The organism is Psychrobacter piscatorii (genome assembly GCF_001444505.1).
Taxonomy (GTDB): Bacteria; Pseudomonadota; Gammaproteobacteria; order Pseudomonadales; family Moraxellaceae; genus Psychrobacter; species Psychrobacter piscatorii_B.
This window is the reverse complement of record NZ_LNDJ01000099.1, coordinates 1-17,635: the sequence shown is the minus strand read 5'-3', so window position 1 is coordinate 17,635 and position 17,635 is coordinate 1. Positions and strand designations below refer to the sequence as shown.

Below are 17,635 nucleotides of genomic sequence, written 5' to 3'. Positions count from 1 at the left end.
ATGGTCGAATGTTCAACACGCCCTACTCATTTCATAAAAAATAACTTTGACAAGGACATCACCATGACGACGGACAGTACTACGCAAGACAACCGCATTACTTATGACACAGACGGCACTATTTGCCTGATTGGGCTAAACCGCGCCAATAAACGCAATGCTTTTGACAGTCATATGATTACCCAGCTATCTGACGCATTGACTCGATATGAAGACGATGAGCATCTACGCTGTGCGCTTATCTTTGCGTATGGCGATCACTTCACCGCTGGGCTCGATCTGGTCGAGCTGCAAGACAAGCTAAACGATGGTGTGTTTGAGTTTGATAACAACCAAATTGACCCGTGGGGCATTAGTGGACGCTTACGTACCAAACCTGTGGTGGTGGCGGTCAAAGGCACGTGCTTTACCGTGGCTATCGAGTTGATGCTCAATTGTGATGTGGTCATCGCAAGCGACAACTGTAACTTTGCGCAAATGGAAGTCCAGCGCGGCATTATGCCATTTGGCGGGGCGACGGTACGCTTTGTCGCGGCGGCAGGCTGGCAAAAAGCCATGCCATATCTACTCACGGGTAAAGCATTCGATGCGCAAACGGCTGATCGACTGAACTTGGTCAGTGAAGTGGTGGCAAATGGGTCTGAATACGAGCGCGCATTGACGCTGGCACAAGAGATCAGCAAAGCTGCGCCGCTGGGCGTTAGAGGCGCGCTATCTTCCGCGCAAGATGCGAGCCGCAATGGTGCCGCAACGGCACTGGCCAATATCCATAGTTATCTGCCGCCACTCTTTCATTCAGAAGATGCCAAAGAGGGCGTGATGGCGATGGTTGAGAGAAGGGAAGCTGAGTTTACTGGTAAATAGTTTTTTTGCTTTCTCTTGTATGGTCATACAAAACCATTATTAAAATTTTACTAGAAGGATGTCTCGTTGCAACAAATTATCGTAAAGGATGGTGATTATAACTGCCCACCTCAAGTCACTAAACAAGACTGGATAGACATACTGTCGGATGACAGTTTTATGTCTAACAACTACAAATTTGCACTGAGTATCTTTTATTTAGAACCAGAACATAAAGCTACCTGTAAGTATTTGGCTGAGAAATATCATACTCATCCTACTTCAATAAGTGGATTTATTACTCAATTTAGTGCTCGCTTGCAAGGTAAGTTAGATCGCTTTGAGATAATAAGGGAGGATGGATCGTCAAATTGGTGGCTAATTACCATGACAGGTAAAAGACTAGCTGGTGGTTTGTTTGAGTGGCGTTTACGTGATGAGCTTATAGAGGCTATTTTTGAACTAAATTATATTCAAAAAAGTATGCTTCAAATTCATGATATAGAGGCATTAATTAAATATGTTAATAATGATATTTATGACTTTGCAACACGCTTTGTGAAAACAAGACAGCATTTAGCTGATCTGAAACGTCCAAATAGTGCAAAGCAATTTTTCGCTTATGAGAGTAAGAATAGGGATTGGGCCGTCAACGTTGGTGGTTCTGATGAAGTGCAATATCGTATCTATTTACGAGATGGTGTAGTTGGTTATGGACTAGGGTTTAACACTCGTTACGTAGAAAGTGAACGAAGACCTAATTTTGAATATATAAAACCTTATATGGAAGCTTTTATATCTCTAAGAGAGAGCGATGAGATAACTAAGCTTGAGGATAGAGGGTTCAGTCTAGATAATGATATTACAGACATAAACGATTTTGAGAAAGGAAAATATTATTTATACGGTCGTCGGATAAAAATGAACGATAAATGTCTTTCTTTGATTGACTACTACAGCATCATTAATGACCTCAAAGGAGGTTTGTTTGAAGTTTATAAAAAAGTTTATGAGTTGACCAATAAATTAAGAGTGAACAGTGATGAAGTTGCACAAGAGGTCCAGCAACCGATTACCAGTCCCTTGCTGCAAGAGATAAGCGAGTTATTACTTGCTAACAAAAACCTCATACTTACAGGTGCACCCGGAACAGGCAAAACTTATTTAGCTAAAACGTTGGCTGAGGAATGGGGTGCAGAATATAAAATCATTCAGTTTCATCCATCTTATGATTATACTGATTTTGTAGAAGGCTTACGACCTATTCAAAATGAAAATGGAGAAGTTGGTTTTGAGCTACGAGATGGAAGCTTTAAAAATTTCTGTAAAGAAGCACTAAAATACCAAAACAATCAACAGTTAAGTAATTTTGAAGAGGTTTATCAAAGATTTATAGATGATATATCCGAAAGCTCTATAGACCTGACAACGCCAAGTCGCGAAAGTCCATTTAGTATTATTGTCAATTCACGCGAAAATATTACAGCAGTTCTTTCGAGCGAAACACAGCGGCAAATCACTTTAACCAAGCCCTTAATACAAAATTATTTAGAAACAGGTAAGTCATTACGCTGGAAACCGTACTTAACTTCAGTATGCGACTATATCGAAGAAAATTATGATCTCAGAATGTCTGATACGGGTGATAAAAGCAAAAAATTTATTATTATCTTAGATGAGATTAATCGTGCTGAAATCTCTAAAGTATTGGGTGAGCTTTTCTTCTCTATTGACCCTGGCTATCGAGGGGAGAGTGGTAGAGTCACTACTCAATACGCCAATTTGCAAACGAACGAAGATGTATTCAAAAAAGGCTTTTATATACCAGATAACGTCTATATCATCGGCACTATGAATGATATCGACCGTAGTGTTGAATCTTTTGATTTTGCTATGCGCCGCCGTTTTGCATGGAAAGAAATTAAATCAGCAGATCGACTATCTATGTGGGAAGGTCAAATTGATGATTGGGCAGAGGAAGCTAAACAGCGCCTAACGGATTTAAACAAGACTATCGAATCCGTGCAAGGGTTGAGTTCTGCTTATCATGTTGGCCCATCTTACTTCCTAAAACTTACCAACTATGATGGCGATTTTGATAAGTTATGGACATATCATTTAGAGTCGCTACTTTTTGAATATATACGTGGTTATCCTGATGCTGAGCAACAGATTCAAGGATTAAAAGATGCTTATAATCTACAGTTAGGGTTTGGTAATGATCGTAACGACGGATAATACCTCATTAATTTTAGAATCTAATGAGCCAAACGTTAATAAAGTTATAGCTGATTTATCACTACTCGCTAGTAAAAGTATTGGCGAGCTAGTGACCGCATACCCCAATTTATTGATTTTCCCCGCTCATTTTGAAGACAACGAAGACGATATTGCCAGTAGGCCAACTTTTGAATTAAAGGTGAATGAATTTCAGACCGTTTTAGAGACAGGCAACGTCATGGGCTTTATTGGTGTGAAAGATACACAGTTAAAAATTCAGTCCCGTTTTGCTCGGGCTTCTGTTATCGATAGTGATGCCCAATCCAATCAAGAAGAGGTTATTGAAGAAGATTATTTTCTACATTATATGCTGCAAAAAGTATTGTGTATTAACTTGTTCGACTTAAAACATAGCCGAAATCAAACTAACCTATTTGATTTTTTGGTATATTTGTTTCCTTATTTTCTTAAAAAAGCCCTTTCACAGGGCTTATATAAGGAGTATCAAAAGAAAACCTATAATGATAGTAACCTTAAAGGTACTATCGATATTAAAACTCATGTACAGAGAAACTTACCGTTTAGAGGTAACGTTGCCTACAGTGTGCGCGAGCATAGTTTTGATAACCCAATATCACAGCTTATTCGACACACTATAGAGTTTATTAAACAACAACCTAACCTAAGAGGTGTGTTACATAGCGACAGCGAAACACTTGATTTTATCAATCTGATTGTCCAGCATACGCCGTCATATCATGCACGCGATCGATATACTATCATCAATACTAACCGTAAGCCCTTTGTCCATCCTTACTTTATGGAATATAGTGGCTTGCAAAAAATCTGTCTGCAAATTTTACGTTATGAAGGTCTGAAATACGCTAACAACGATGATAAGGCTCATGGCATTTTGTTTGATGGAGCGTGGTTATGGGAGGAGTACCTCAACACGCTGTTACATCCAATTGGATATGACCATCCCACTAACAATACTCAACAAGGTGGTATCAAGGTATATGTTCAAAAGCTTTCAGGGAATAACGTGCGTCGTTATCCTGATTTTATTAAAGACAGTCGTATTATTTTAGACGCTAAATATAAGCGTATGAAAAATAATGAAATTAATCGTGACGACCTAAACCAATTACTTTCGTATTTGTTTTTATATAAAGCAAGTATTGGTGGCTATATTGCCCCAAGTGAAACGACAAATTTAGACTTGAAGATGGGATTACTTAATGGCTTCGGTGGCAGTATCTACAAATTTAAATTAGCAATTCCACAAGAAGTCACAAGCTACCAAGCATTTAAAAACGCTATTGCTGAGAATGAAACTAAGCTGATTAATGCTATTAAAGAGCTGTCTTCTGAGAAAAGTAATAATGAATAGTTTGTAATCATACAAGAGTCATTTTGAGAAGCTTTTTAGCCCTGACAGTAGCGCCTATCCTACTTGGATAAGCGTGTTGCGAAGGCTAGGTTTTGGGGCAGTATCGTGACTAAACAGGAATGACCCAAAACGTAGCCTCGCCACGCCTAGATAAGCAGATAATAGCGGATGGCAGGATTGGCTACTTTTCACCACTATACAGCTCAAACCTCACCCAGATCTTCCAAATCCACATACTCTTTTTTGCCATGGATCTTATACATCTTACGGTCGATCTCTGGATACAGGGTAATATCAATCGCTGGTCGGCTGCCACCCATCAAGTAGGTAGCATCGGCATCGCTCTCATTGCGCATCGAGTGCGCCGCGCCATGCGCAGGGAAACCGACAAAATCTCCAGCACTCAGCTCATAATGCTCATCACCATAGCGCAGCGACAGCTCACCTGACAGTACATAAATGAACTCATCCGACTCTTCATGATAGTGATGGGTCGTCGTCTCATCTCCCGCTTCCACCCGTACGAGGTGCAGGCCAAACTTGGTCAGACCAACGATATCACTGAGCGACACCGTATGGCGGATAGCGTGCTCATTGAACTGGTGGATATGCTTAGTCTCAGGCGTGTTATCGATATCGGATTTGGTCAAGACGTATGCTTGCGTGTCCTTAGGCGGCTTTTGTTCTGGTGTCGTCATCATCGGTCTCCTTGATTGATGCTTTGAGTGTATACCACTATTAGCCAATAGTAACAGGTTTTAAAAGGGACGAGATAGGCGTGATGTTGATAATCAGATAGCGGCTTTATATATCCTGCATAAAGCGATTGTTGATGACGCCATTCCTGTTGTACTCTGAACCATTATTTTAAATGAAGGGGAATGCGGGTGTTGTATAACTTTGATGAGGTCATCGATAGACGTGGTACGGGGTCGCTTAAATGGCACTATAGCGATGATACGATTCCGCTGTGGGTGGCGGATATGGATTTTAAGGCCGCACCGCCTATCTTAAACGCGATTGAGCAAGCCGTACAGCATGGCATATTGGGCTATACCAAACCTACTGATGCGCTATATGATGCCATTATCGAGTGGCATGGCAGTCGCTATGAGTTACCGCTTGCTAAAGAAAATATTTTGTTTTCCCCGGGTGTCGTCCCAAGCTTAGCGCTGATGATGAACGTCTTTACCGAGGTAGGGGATGCGGTGCTGGTCAATGATCCTATCTATGCGCCATTTATGAGTAAGGTTGAGCAAAATGGTCGCACGCTCATCACCTCATCGTTACAAGAGAGCGAGGGTAAATATCATTTAGATTTGGCTGATATCGAAGCCAAGATTATCGAGCATGATGTGAAGCTATATTTAGTCTGCAATCCGCACAATCCAGGCGGGCGCGTGTGGACGGCGGACGAGCTGAATGCGGTGCTAGACTTGTGCAAAAAGTATGATGTGGCAATCGTCAGTGATGAGATTCATCAGGATTTGACCTTGCGTGGGCATACCTTTACACCGTTTTTAACATTGGCACAAGGGTATGAGCACAAAGTGGTGAGCCTGACCTCGATGACCAAGACATTTAATATTGCGGGGATTAAAGGCTCGCTGATTTTTGCTAAGGATGTCGCGCTGATAGAAAAAATTGACGCCCAGCAGCATCTAAACGATGAGTATGAGCTCAACATGTTCGCCTATGCCGCGATGCAAAGCGCCTATAACGAGGGCGGTGAATGGCTGGCGCAACTGCTTGCCTATATTGAGGACAATATTGAGTTTACCTTAGAGTTTTTGGCGGATAAGTTGCCTAAAATTAAAGTCATGCGCCCAGAAGCGTCCTATCTGATTTGGCTGGATTGCTCAGCATATAGTCAAGACGACGAGCAGCTTTATGATATTTTACGTGCGGCGAAAGTGGAGCTCAATGCTGGAATCAAATATGGTGAGGAAGGACATCTCAAAATGCGTATCAATGTTGCCTGCCCGCGTATGCTGTTAGAAGCGGGTTTGGCGCGGATGGTGATGGCGTTTGAGAGGTTGGGAAATTAAGACATTATTGAGAAAATGGGCAATGCCTTATTGCTGACCTAGTGAAACAAGCAAACTATTGATTCTATTAATCGAGATCAAACATGGATGAAAAAGTTAAAGCATCATGGGAGCGTGTACTTCACCCCAGGACGCTTAAAAAAAATATCATTACAGCCTCTATATTTTCGATGGGCTTCGAGATGCTCAAGAATAGTATTGTTGAAAAGATAAAAGGCTTTTTTACTAATGGGTTCGATAAAAATGGAATGATTGTTAGCGCTGAGTATAAAGAAAAGGTGCTTGTCTTGAATAGAAGCCGACTCTATGCATCTTTAACGTGGCTACGAGATATGGGTGCCATTGATGATGAAGATTTAGAGAAATTTGAGTATATCAAAAGGTGCCGTAACACCTTAGCTCATGAAATGTTAGCATTTGCTTCGTCTGGGATTGACTTTGATGTCACAGAAACTTTTGAAGAAATGGTCGGTTTATTGAAAAAGATAGAGATTTGGTGGTTTGTAAACCTAGATATGGCAATAGACCCAGAGGCTTATCCTGAAGATCTAGATTTAGAGCAGGTTACTCCAGGTCCAGTATGGGGTCTTCAAATGCTTATTGTCGTTGCGTTAGGTTCAGAGGATGAGGCGCAAAAATACTATAATTACTTTGTCGCAAACTCGGACAAAGTTTAAGATGTGCATTTCCTCGGAATTTTTCAACTCTCCTACAACTAGCTGCGAATGTATGTTGAATTGTACAAAATAGTATGGTCTAAATTTTCAACCACTTCTAAGCTAAAAATACTTATCACACCAAAGCTCAATCGGTCATAACCATTGAACATTAATATCTATACCCTTACTCTATCGGAGATAGCTTACCATGCAGGCTTGAGCTCAGGTAATGTTTGGGCGCTTTCACTTTTGTGCCAAGCTCGCCCACCACGCACAAATAAAACCACACTTAAACAAACGGCGCATCAGGACAATGCGCTTTTTCCAGCTCACTCTCTGTAGGTGCACGCAGCAGCGTAATCGGTGCTGTCTGCGCCGCTTGCCACTCAATCAAGCCAAGCTCGGCAAACTCACCCAGCCAGCCGCCCATAGGCCAATGTTGCCACTGATCATAAAAACGATTGGCATTGATAACGATGCTGTCCAAGTGGTTCAGCGGCGGACGGCAGACGCCATGCTGCTGGTGGTAGACGATTTCGGCAGTCAGATAAAACGGCATGCCGCACGCGCGGGCGCGAAACGCAAAATCGGTGTCCTCCGCGCCGTAGCCGACATAAGCGGTGTCAAAGCCGCCAAGCGCCTCAAACTGCTGGCGCGTGATGGCAAAGCACAAGCTCCAAAACGCGCCAAAGTCCTCGGTCTGCGTCATCGCGGCGGGCGCAAGTGATTCTGTGGGCGCAAAGTTGGGACGGTAAGGGTTATATACCGAGAGCGCATCTAGCGCGGCATCATTCAGCATATCTGCTGCCAGCGCTGCCGACTCGGCGGTTGATAGCGTGCGCGTTAGATATTTGGGCTGTCCCATCAGTAGCGCCTCAGGGTGCGCCATGAGTTTGCTATACAGTCCAGCGATGCTGTCCGCCGCAACCAGACAATCGACATCTAAGAATATCAGCGCATCATGGCTGGCGTGCGTGGCGCCGATATTGCGATTGTGCCCGATATCAAAGCGCGCTTGCTTATCGTTGCCATCATTCGTGGTCGGAATCTGTACGATGTTCAGCGCGTATTCGTTTAGGCGCTCAGGGTCGGCGTCGTCATTGACAATGACGACTTCGGCGGGTGGCGTACTGCTGTTGGCAAGCGCGGCAAGCAGATTGTATAAGTGCGTGTTGCGTCCATAGCAGGTAGTGATGACGCTCACAGGCGCGGTCGGTCGCTTCGGGGAGGCTTTGTCGTGGTGCATCATAGGCTTAGTTTTTCTTATTATTAAATGAATATTAACGCTCAGGACGCAGCTCAAGTTTGGGCAACAGCCACTCGTAAAACCATGCCTTGGTATCGTCATAGTCGCCAAAGCTGTGCATCAATGCGGCAGCCGACGTGTCCAAATCAGGCACTGTTTGCAGGGTAGCGGTCGGCGTAGGCAGCTGCCCGTTATTATTTTGCATTGTTTTACAAAAATCATCCCAGCTGAGCGCCCGACCTTGCGCAATCAAGGAATTGGCGGTGGCGACTTGCTCGTCATGCGGGCGCGCATCAGGCTGTACGATAATGGGCGTCTGCTCGTAATAGACTTGCGCGATGCTGTTCAGCCCGCACGCCATCAATAGCGTATCGCTATGAATGATAAAGGGGCGCACGTCTTTGACCTGTGTGGCAATATCGACCAAATGGCGCATGTCATCGTCAATAGGACCGAGCGAGATGATAAAGGCATCGGGCAATAGCTCACGCAATGTGGGCAGGCACGCATCGATGGCTTGGTGTCCTCCATAGCCTTTAATCACCGTGATAATAGGCGCGCCCTCACGATACGGCGTAGCATCGTCTGTTAAATTATTGAGTAACGTCAAAAACTCGGAACGGGTCAACTCCGTGTTGGGCACTGTGCTTATAAAGTCCAAATACAGACTTTTCTTTGGCATCCATGCAGGCGTGTCTATCGCTTCAAGCGCACGCGGATACGGTGCAAGCATTGCCAGCGCCCCTTTAAAAGCCTCTACGTGCGGCGTATCGTCCCGCACGCCAGTCAGGCGCACGTACAGATAGGGCATACTGATCGTGCGACACAGCATGGCGATCTCTACACTGACATCGATGATCATCAGATCAATCTGCCGCGCGTCTAGTGCCTGTATCAGCTGATAACTGCGCGCTTGAATGTCGCGACTGCCGACAGGGGAATAGTGTAAGCTCTCAGGCTGCCAATATTGTCCCGCACGCCCTTTGAGCACATCGTCTGCGCGCTCATCTTCAGGCGCGAGGCGGACGACTTGCGCTTCACTGATATTGCTAAAGCTATAGTCCGCCGCAGACACGCTGGTAAAAACCGTGAACTGCGCGCGCACAGGCTCAGGCAACAGCGCCGCCAGCTTGTCCGCCTGCCGACAATGCCCCGAGCCGTGATGATGGGCGTAATAGCCGATGCGCATCCCTTAACCCTCGGCGTGCTGTGGCAAGGTGTCGAGACTTGGCGTCGCTTGTGGTGGTGGCATCGAAGATAAATGCTTGGGCGTGGCAGCACTGGGCTTTTGCGCTGTGGACAGCGATTGTTGTTCTGGCGTCAGCGTTTGATAATACAAGTCTAAATAGCCATCGACCATCGCGGTATCGGCACAAAATAACTTGGCACGCGCACGGCACGCCGCCCGTGAGATGGTTTTGATATTATCAAAGGCTTTGATAAAGGCGGCTTTGTCTTCTTTAGCGACCACAATGCCCGTTTCAGACGTGACAATCTCCGCGCACGCACCCACATCAAAGCCAATCACAGGCGTGCCACAGGCGAGACTCTCTGCCAATATCAACCCATACGGCTCATCCCACGTACTGGTAAACAGCATCGCCGTCGCTTGACTCAAGTAGCAGTTAATCTCTGCTTTGGTTTTGTGACCGACATAATCGAGCAAATCGCTGCCTTGCTGCTTGTCTTGGAGTAATAACGGCGCGACATGTTGCTCAAAATACTGTGCATTGCTTTTGGGGCCTGCGATAATCAGGCGTTTGCCCGCCGCCAAGCAATATTGCATTGCCAAATGCGTGCCTTTTTCAGGGCAGATACGTCCGTACCACAGATACACTTCGTCATCGATGGCCTCAAGTTGCGCGTCAAAAGAGTCCACATCAATACCGTTATACACCACTTTAGATGGCACAAACTCGGCAAACAGTTTTTGCTGACAGGTACTGATCGAGGTAAATTGCGTATCGGTGCCCAATTTTAAGGTCAATAATGCCAAACGCAGATGCGGAAAAATCGGCGTATGAAAAGTGGTAAAAAAGCGCTTGCCAAAGACCTGACCCATCATCATCGGAATATGATGCAAGCTGTGATTGTGTACCACATCAATCTCGCCGCGTCCGTCACGCTCGATGATATCGCGTAGCGCATGTTGATAGGTGAGGTATTGGTACATCTCCTCGCGCCCCATCGCCACCGACTCATGCTCATTTGGATAGACCATCGTCTCAAATTCTTGACGCGACAATAGCGGTACAAGGGTCGCCTCCGTCTGACTGTCAGCATGCGCGTAAAGCAGCACCTCGTGCCCCGCCGCAACCAGCTTGTCACACAGCAGATGCGTAATCATCTCAAGCCCGCCTGCGTAAGGCTCAGCAATCGGGTATAAAGAATGCGCAATGATAGCAATGCGTAAGGGTCGCTTTTGCGGCGTGACAGAAGCAGTGGGTAAAGATAAAGGGGTCATAATATTTCCTATGGCGGTGTTTATTCGTCATCGTTATGGCCGCCGCTGTTATGGTTGTTGTTATTTAAAATAAAGATAAAAGTCAGTACAAAAATGTGCGCAAAATAAAAAGTAAAATCAAGGTTAAAAGTTGATGGTCTGCTTATCTTGTACGCGATCAGTCGTCTCGATAAAGGGCATTTTTTGAATGTTTAGTGGTTTTACATATTCTGTATTTAATAAGGGAAAAGGTGCTGATGGTTCTGGTAAAGAAAGCAGGTACTCGGCTTCACTGGCAGCGCTGTAATTGGCTAAGGCAAGTCTTGCGGCAATGAGTTTTAAACCAAAGACGGTGAGCGCGCAGGCAAATAATATCGGGGAATAGGCCGCAGACAGCGGTGATACTAGTAGGGCAGTGAGTGCATTTAACATCAATAGTAATTTGGGTAAGGCACGGCGATTGGCGTGCTTTAGCGCTGATTGCGTGGCATCAGGAGCGATTTTTGGGGTACACACAAAGGGTTTTTGTCGTCCCCACAATACAGGCAACCAGCACAGCGCACCCACTTCCCAAAAGTTTAAATGCATCAGCCATGTGCGTATGCGTTTGGCGATGGTGTGTCGATAGCCGCGCTGCATTTGCTGGGTGAGTGGCGCTTGGTCGCGCAAATACGCCCATAAACGGCGCAGTAAAAATACGCCGTAACCTGTATAGATGACAGCCAAAATCGGTAACGCCCATGTGCTGTCATGGCCCACTATCAAGGTGAGCGCCATTACCATCACGGTGATAAGCTGAAGCAGGATTAAAATCCCTGTGCCATTGACCCATGCACTAAGCTGCGACAAGTGCGCGCGCTGATAGCGGCGCTGCTCAGCTTTGCCGTGTTTGGTTGTCGCCATACTCGCGGCATACATCGGATGCAGACGACGTAACAATGGCGTGGCAAGATAGCGACAAAAAATCTGCATATTGCCATATACCCAGCGCTGACGCTGTGCCAATAAATCACACAAGGTTGCGGGCAGCAGTCCTGTTGCAATCACTGTAGGAATAAAGGCGCTACGCATATCATGCTGATGCATGAGCACTCCCATCTGCGCGTCTTCGGTGATTGATGCGCCCGACCAACCGCCCAGCTGCTGCAAATCACGACGGCGAATGACCGCATAGGTGCCTGTCGATAAGGCGCGCATACGATTGCGCGGCTGATATAGGTGATGGTTAAAGTAATGATTTAGCTCGCTGTGAATGTCCTCAAGATGGGCGCTGCGATAAAACTGCGGAAACTGTAATAGTGTATGCTCAGGATAGTCGTTAATGGCTTGTACCATCGCCTCACGGGCATGCGGCAATGCTTCGTAATCGCTATCCACCACCACGATATGACTACAGCGTCTGTCCATCCACGCCAGCGCCAAGTTAAGCGCACCCGCTTTGTAGCCTGCAATCTCATCAATATGATAAAAGCGCACGTTGAGCGCGGCATCTAGCGATTCACAAAAGGCGGCCAATGGTTGATAAAGAGATTTATCCGTATGGTTATTATCAATAATTAAGATTTCATCCACTGCCTGTTTGACAGCCAATAACGACTTAATGGTTGCAATCACAATCTCAGGTGGCTCCGCTCGTGTCATTAGCTGGAAGCTAAAGGCAATCGTGGCAGCAGTCGACTGAGATGATGCGGGCGCAAAAACAGTATCTTGCACACCGTGCATCATACGAGACGCAGGCGTTAAAGGAGTCATAATCTTTTATTCTTATCGTTATCGAGCTGTGGACGATGGAAACAGGGCCAGCAAATAGCGCTTTGGTTTTAATGAAATATTTAATTGGCGCTTGAGAGAACAAATTCATAGTAATACAAAGCTTGGTAACATATTGATTATTAAGTGTTAGTTTCTGCGCTATCTCGTAATGTTACGTAAGTTTTTCAGTCATTAACTTAAGAAATTTAGTTAAGCACCGAAAATATAGAGACGAGGAGTCTGTATAAAAGGATAACTGGCGAAAAATAATGAAATATAATCACAAAAAAATCCCGCCGTAGCGAGATTGTTTTGCTAGGGCGTGTCCCTATTTTAAAAATGGTGATAAAAATGAGATAAATTGCAGGCAAACAAGGAAAATAGCGCAGGTAATATCAAGATATTGGCCAGCTATTTGACACCGTTTACCAAAGATTTAGCCATTTTTAGCCCATTTAGTCATAAACGCTTGAATTAGGGACACGCCCTAATGTCATACGGTATTACAACTGCTTACCAAGCAAAAGTCACCCCACCCCGCGCGCCAAAAATGCTTGCGCGCGCTCTGCATTTGCATCAGATTGCCAGCCGATAGCGGTCGCGCCTAGGCCTGTCGCCACAGACTCACCGCCGACCGCAGTGGTTGAATTGCCATTTGCATTGGCAGTGTCCCAATGGCTAAGGCGTCGGTACCGTTAGCGATAGTTTCATTACCAATCGCGGTAGAAAAGTCGGTTTGTGCGTCCGCATTTTCACCGATAGCCAGTGCGCTATCGCCGTTACTGGTTGCTCCTAATGTCGTGGTAGTGTCATTTGCATCATTGAGCAGACATTCAGCTGCCATGGTGCTGGTAGTGGCAAAAGAGGCGGCGGCAATGGCTAAAGTGAGAGTACTAAGTTTTAGAGCAGAGCGAGGTAAGAAGTCCATATCTTTCATTTCTTCATCCTTTTTTTAGAAGCGTTAGGGCTTGATGGTGTCGATAAAAAATACGGTAGCACCATTATTATTGAATGGGTTATTGACTTTCATTATTATAAAAAACCAACAATTATCTGCCTATAAGGCTATTTATGAGGCAGGCAAGTCTTAATGGTGTTACCGAGTCTCAATATAGCAATATCACAATTAGTCTACTCGCTACCCTGCTGTGACAATACCAGTCGAGTGAATAAGCCAATAGTATAAGCTGTTAAAATCGCTTATTTTTTCACAAGGCAATACGCCGCTTGCCCATCTGTTTCACTGGTGTTTTGGGCATCCACGTTTATAATCTACATGATTATGTAACAAAGTTTGATTGATAATTAACGTCTACTTTCAAAAAGTTACAGCCAAATTATTCAACAAAAAACAAGTAATTATCGTAAGGGATTTCAAGCCTTTATGAGCATTGGCCTGTGTCAAAATACTTAATAGCAAGGGCTGTAAAATAAATAATATTTAATAGCGCTAAAATACGTGCAGGAAAGTAATCAAAAGAGAGTAGCGTGGTAAATTGAAGTTAAGATTACTGAAAAAGGGGTGGTTAGCAGATGATATTCTGTCTGAAGCTAAAGTAGATGGTTGGCAAGTCAAAGAGTAGAAAGAATTAAGATTTGTCTTTATGCTTGGCTTTGGTTTTAAATGGTGTGGAAAATTGCAATATTAAAAATCCCACTACGGATAAGATAATGGCGATTTCGTAGCGAGCGTAAGCCACTGAAATACCGATCGCGCCAGTGTTCCAAAGTCCTGCGGCCGTTGCGGTGCCTTTTGCGCCATCTTTGTTTTTGAAAATCGCGCCGCCGCCAATGAAGCCCATGCCAGTGATGATGCCATACATAATGCGCGCTTGGGCGTCGGGGCTGTCGTAGATGTCCATCCCTACCAGCATAAAGGCGCATGAGGCAATGGTAACCAAAGGAAAAGTACGCAGGCCTGCGCCATTGTCTTGAAACTCACGATTGAGCGCAATGGGCAGCGACAGGATAAAGGCGATACTCAGCTGCATGGCGTGATAGGCCAGCAGTTTGAGGTTTAGATCAAACGCGAACATAATGTAAAGTTCCTTCCATATCGCACGCATATCGCACACTTGCACGATAACAGCATCCACGATAACAATGTCCATGTCATCGTACTATACTTTTTATACCATATAATGATCATGAGATGCCATATTTGGTATGCAGTGGTAGGACTACCCATTCTAAATGTAAGTCACTAATAAAATAGTTGCGAATAAACCGCACGTCAATCGCCATCATTGCCCCGAAACTTGTTAAAATAGAGCACCAATTTTTTATTGATGGATACTCACCTTATGACGACCGCATCATCGACGCCAACTATCAAGCAAGACCGCATTTTAATCCTCGATTTTGGCTCGCAATACAGTCAGTTAATCGCCCGCCGTGTGCGCGATTCTGGGGTATTTTGTGAGATGTTCCCTTATGACATCGACACTCAGCGTATCATCGATTTTGGCGCAAAAGGCGTCATCTTATCGGGTGGCCCTGAGAGCGTCCATGCAGATAACAGCCCGCGTATCAATGACGCGGTGTTTGACCTAGGCGTGCCTGTATTGGGTATTTGCTACGGTATGCAAGCGATGGCAGATCGTTTTGGCGGGCAGGTTCATGCCAGTGATATTCATGAGTTTGGTGCGGCGACCATCGAAGTAAATGGTCACTCGCAGCTGACTGACGGTATCGAAGACAGCAAGACTGACGGCGCGGCTGCCAAGCTAAACGTTTGGATGAGCCATGGTGATAAAGTCATCGAAGCGCCTGAAGGCTTTGACATCGTTGCTAGTACGCCAAGCTGCCCGATTGCGATTATGGCTAATGATGACAAGCAATACTACGGTCTACAGTTCCACCCAGAAGTGACGCACACCCTACAAGGTCAAGCGCTGCTAGGTCGTTTTGTCCATCAGATTTGCGATTGTGCTGGTGAGTGGACGCCAGACAATATCGCTGATATGCGTATTGCGCAGCTCAAAGAGCAAATCGGTGACAAGCAAGTATTGCTCGGACTATCGGGCGGCGTGGACAGCTCAGTCGTTGCAGCACTATTGCACAAAGCCATTGGCGATCAGCTGACTTGTGTGTTTGTGGATAATGGTCTCTTGCGTCTACACGAAGGTGATCAGGTCATGCAAGTTTTTGCAGAAAATATGGGCGTAAAAGTCATCCGTGTTGATGCCGAAGATTTGTTCTTAGATGCGCTAGCAGGCGAGTCTGATCCAGAGAAAAAACGCAAAATCATTGGTAAAACCTTCATCGACGTATTCGCTGATAGTGCGCGTCAAGTGAGCGAGCAGAGCGATGGTAAAGTTGTTGAGTTCTTAGCACAGGGTACGATTTACCCAGACGTGATCGAATCTGCTAAGTCACATCAAGGTAAAGCACACGTCATTAAGAGCCACCATAACGTTGGCGGTTTGCCAGATGACTTGGCGTTTGAATTGGTTGAGCCGTTACGCGATCTATTTAAAGATGAAGTGCGTAAACTGGGTATCACTTTAGGTCTACCAGAGAAGATGATCTATCGTCATCCGTTCCCAGGTCCAGGTTTGGGCGTGCGAATCCTTGGTGAAGTGAAAAAAGAATACGCTGATATCCTGCGTCTTGCCGATGCTATCTTTATGCAGGAGCTGGAGCGCTCTGGCTGGTATGACAAGACCGCGCAAGCCTTTGCGGTATTCCAACCAATCAAATCTGTCGGCGTGGTCGGTGATGGTCGCCGCTATGCATGGGTAATCGCGCTACGTGCAGTTGAGACCGTAGACTTTATGACGGCTCGCTTTGCGCATCTGCCATATGATTTGATCGAGACAGTATCGAACCGCATTATGAATGAAATCGCTGAAGTATCACGTGTGACTTATGATGTGTCGAGCAAGCCGCCTGCAACGATTGAGTGGGAATAAATCGTTTAAGTATTCTAAACGGTAATGGTGTTAACCTCGCTAGATGTACAAACACGTACTATCTGCGCTCGGTTGCCTTGTTACCATCTTAGACTACGTAAACTTATCTAAGTAGCTTTTCAACTCAGTTTTTTTGAATTGATATACAGTTTGCCGTCAATAAAAAAGCACTCAACTTGTTTGGGTGTTTTTTTTGGTTTGAAAATCTACTTTCAAGATCAAATAAGTTCAATACTTTTTCTGTGCATGGAATCCTGTATATATCTAAATATAGTATACATTGCATTAACTGTAGCTGTTGCTTCTGGCACATCTAAAAGTTCATTCACATGGGAAAGACTAGCTTTGTTTCTTAAGGTAGAAAAAGCATCAATTGAATTAGCAAAAGACTGTAAGACTCTAGTAATTTCCTCAGACCTGTTGCCAGAAGCTTGTAACGCAGGATGAAAGCTTCTAAGCTCTTTAAAAGCTTTAGATACTGTCGGATCATCTGGCAGATTGATACTGTTGTCTATACAAAGTTGTACTAAGTAACCATGAAGCGCTGTATGAGCGCGATCAATTGCGCTAGATGAATCTACAGTTCCTATCAAAGCCTTTGCATCACCTAAAGCTCTCATTACCGTAGTTGATACGGACTGACTAAATTCTGGAGTAGACACATTCCCTGCATTTTGGATTAATTGATCACCAATAATTTCATACTGAGCATTGTTGTTTTTCAAAATCTGATTAATATGTTGTACTTTCGGTACAGCAGCATTTTTACGTTCTAGTTCTTCTAAAGCCTCATATATAGCTGCTATAAAGTTAGGTGCGTCTTTAGCTGCATCATATGCTTGAGTAATCATGTCAGATTCTGCCCAATCTAGAGAAGAGCTGCGTGCATAGTAACTTCCCGACGCTTTACAAAAATATTGCTTTAATACTTCAACTATCTGGTATCGACTTGTAGGCCCTGAAATTCTCCCAAGTAGTACCATAAAATCATTTACAGCATTATCACTTAAAGCTGTTGTTGCGCCCATTGGAAATCTAAGCTCGCTAGCCATTTGAAGTGGCATCAAATACTCCGTGTTGTATAAATTTAGGGGCTGTCCTAGATAAGCAAAATTAT

General features: G+C 44.8%; 14 protein-coding genes and 1 pseudogene. 6 read left to right on the top strand and 9 right to left on the bottom strand.

Features of this window, described 5'->3' with window-relative positions; translation table 11 throughout:
* Positions 1 to 63 precede the first annotated feature (63 nt).
* The 3 genes from AS194_RS10890 (at position 64) to AS194_RS10880 (ending at position 4,456) form a co-directional block, all read left to right on the top strand.
* Complete coding sequence (locus AS194_RS10890) at positions 64 to 864, top strand: crotonase/enoyl-CoA hydratase family protein (protein ID WP_058025540.1); 801 nt, start codon at positions 64 to 66, stop codon at positions 862 to 864.
* A gap of 66 nt (positions 865 to 930) precedes the next feature.
* The gene (locus AS194_RS13830; RefSeq protein ID WP_058025539.1) at positions 931 to 3,081 is read left to right on the top strand and encodes an McrB family protein; all 2,151 of its coding nucleotides are present in this window, start codon (positions 931 to 933) and stop codon (positions 3,079 to 3,081) included.
* Positions 3,062 to 4,456 carry a 5-methylcytosine restriction system specificity protein McrC gene (locus AS194_RS10880; protein ID WP_058025538.1) on the top strand — a complete coding sequence of 465 codons (1,395 nt, stop codon included), beginning with the start codon at positions 3,062 to 3,064 and terminating at the stop codon, positions 4,454 to 4,456. The genes AS194_RS13830 and AS194_RS10880 overlap by 20 nt, the downstream gene beginning before the upstream one ends.
* 203 nt (positions 4,457 to 4,659) lie before the next feature.
* Here AS194_RS10880 and AS194_RS10875 read toward each other — a convergent pair whose 3' ends face one another.
* A complete protein-coding gene (locus tag AS194_RS10875; RefSeq protein ID WP_083499678.1) occupies positions 4,660 to 5,157 on the bottom strand; it encodes a cupin domain-containing protein in 498 nt (165 codons plus the stop codon).
* Positions 5,158 to 5,337: 180 nt separating this feature from the next.
* Here AS194_RS10875 and AS194_RS10870 point away from each other — a divergent pair, with 180 nt between their 5' ends.
* Positions 5,338 to 6,504, top strand: coding sequence for a MalY/PatB family protein (locus AS194_RS10870; RefSeq protein WP_058025536.1), 1,167 nt, complete (start codon positions 5,338 to 5,340; stop codon positions 6,502 to 6,504).
* An 83-nt stretch (positions 6,505 to 6,587) separates the two neighbouring features.
* Entirely contained in the window at positions 6,588 to 7,181 is a 594-nt protein-coding gene (locus tag AS194_RS10865; protein WP_058025535.1) for a hypothetical protein, read from the top strand.
* A 271-nt stretch (positions 7,182 to 7,452) separates the two neighbouring features.
* On the opposite strand, the gene AS194_RS10860 is transcribed toward AS194_RS10865, so the two are convergent.
* From AS194_RS10860 to AS194_RS10835, 7 genes and pseudogenes are all read right to left on the bottom strand, one after another.
* Positions 7,453 to 8,412, bottom strand: coding sequence for a glycosyltransferase family 2 protein (locus AS194_RS10860; RefSeq protein WP_058025534.1), 960 nt, complete (start codon positions 8,410 to 8,412; stop codon positions 7,453 to 7,455).
* 31 nt (positions 8,413 to 8,443) lie between these two features.
* Positions 8,444 to 9,598 (bottom strand): hypothetical protein, encoded by a 1,155-nt coding sequence (locus AS194_RS10855; protein WP_058025533.1) that lies wholly within the window; start codon positions 9,596 to 9,598, stop codon positions 8,444 to 8,446.
* A 3-nt stretch (positions 9,599 to 9,601) separates the two neighbouring features.
* Positions 9,602 to 10,873, bottom strand: a complete 1,272-nt coding sequence (locus AS194_RS10850; RefSeq protein WP_058025532.1) for a glycosyltransferase — start codon at positions 10,871 to 10,873, stop codon at positions 9,602 to 9,604.
* Between the two features lie 123 nt (positions 10,874 to 10,996).
* Complete coding sequence (locus tag AS194_RS10845) at positions 10,997 to 12,604, bottom strand: glycosyltransferase family 2 protein (RefSeq protein ID WP_058025531.1); 1,608 nt, start codon at positions 12,602 to 12,604, stop codon at positions 10,997 to 10,999.
* Positions 12,605 to 13,131: 527 nt separating this feature from the next.
* A pseudogene (locus tag AS194_RS13725) lies at positions 13,132 to 13,227 on the bottom strand (hypothetical protein); the annotation flags it as partial.
* On the bottom strand, positions 13,209 to 13,448 hold the full coding sequence (locus AS194_RS10840) for a hypothetical protein (protein WP_227511637.1): 240 nt from the start codon (positions 13,446 to 13,448) through the stop codon (positions 13,209 to 13,211). The gene AS194_RS10840 and the pseudogene AS194_RS13725, both read right to left, overlap by 19 nt.
* 745 nt (positions 13,449 to 14,193) lie before the next feature.
* Positions 14,194 to 14,640 carry an MgtC/SapB family protein gene (locus AS194_RS10835; protein ID WP_083499676.1) on the bottom strand — a complete coding sequence of 149 codons (447 nt, stop codon included), beginning with the start codon at positions 14,638 to 14,640 and terminating at the stop codon, positions 14,194 to 14,196.
* Between the two features lie 267 nt (positions 14,641 to 14,907).
* Between AS194_RS10835 and guaA the strand changes: the two genes are divergently transcribed.
* A complete protein-coding gene (gene guaA / locus AS194_RS10830) occupies positions 14,908 to 16,518 on the top strand; it encodes a glutamine-hydrolyzing GMP synthase (RefSeq protein ID WP_058025529.1) in 1,611 nt (536 codons plus the stop codon).
* A gap of 218 nt (positions 16,519 to 16,736) precedes the next feature.
* Here guaA and AS194_RS10825 read toward each other — a convergent pair.
* The coding region (locus tag AS194_RS10825; RefSeq protein WP_058025528.1) for an abortive infection family protein at positions 16,737 to 17,635 on the bottom strand (899 nt) is incomplete at its 5' end.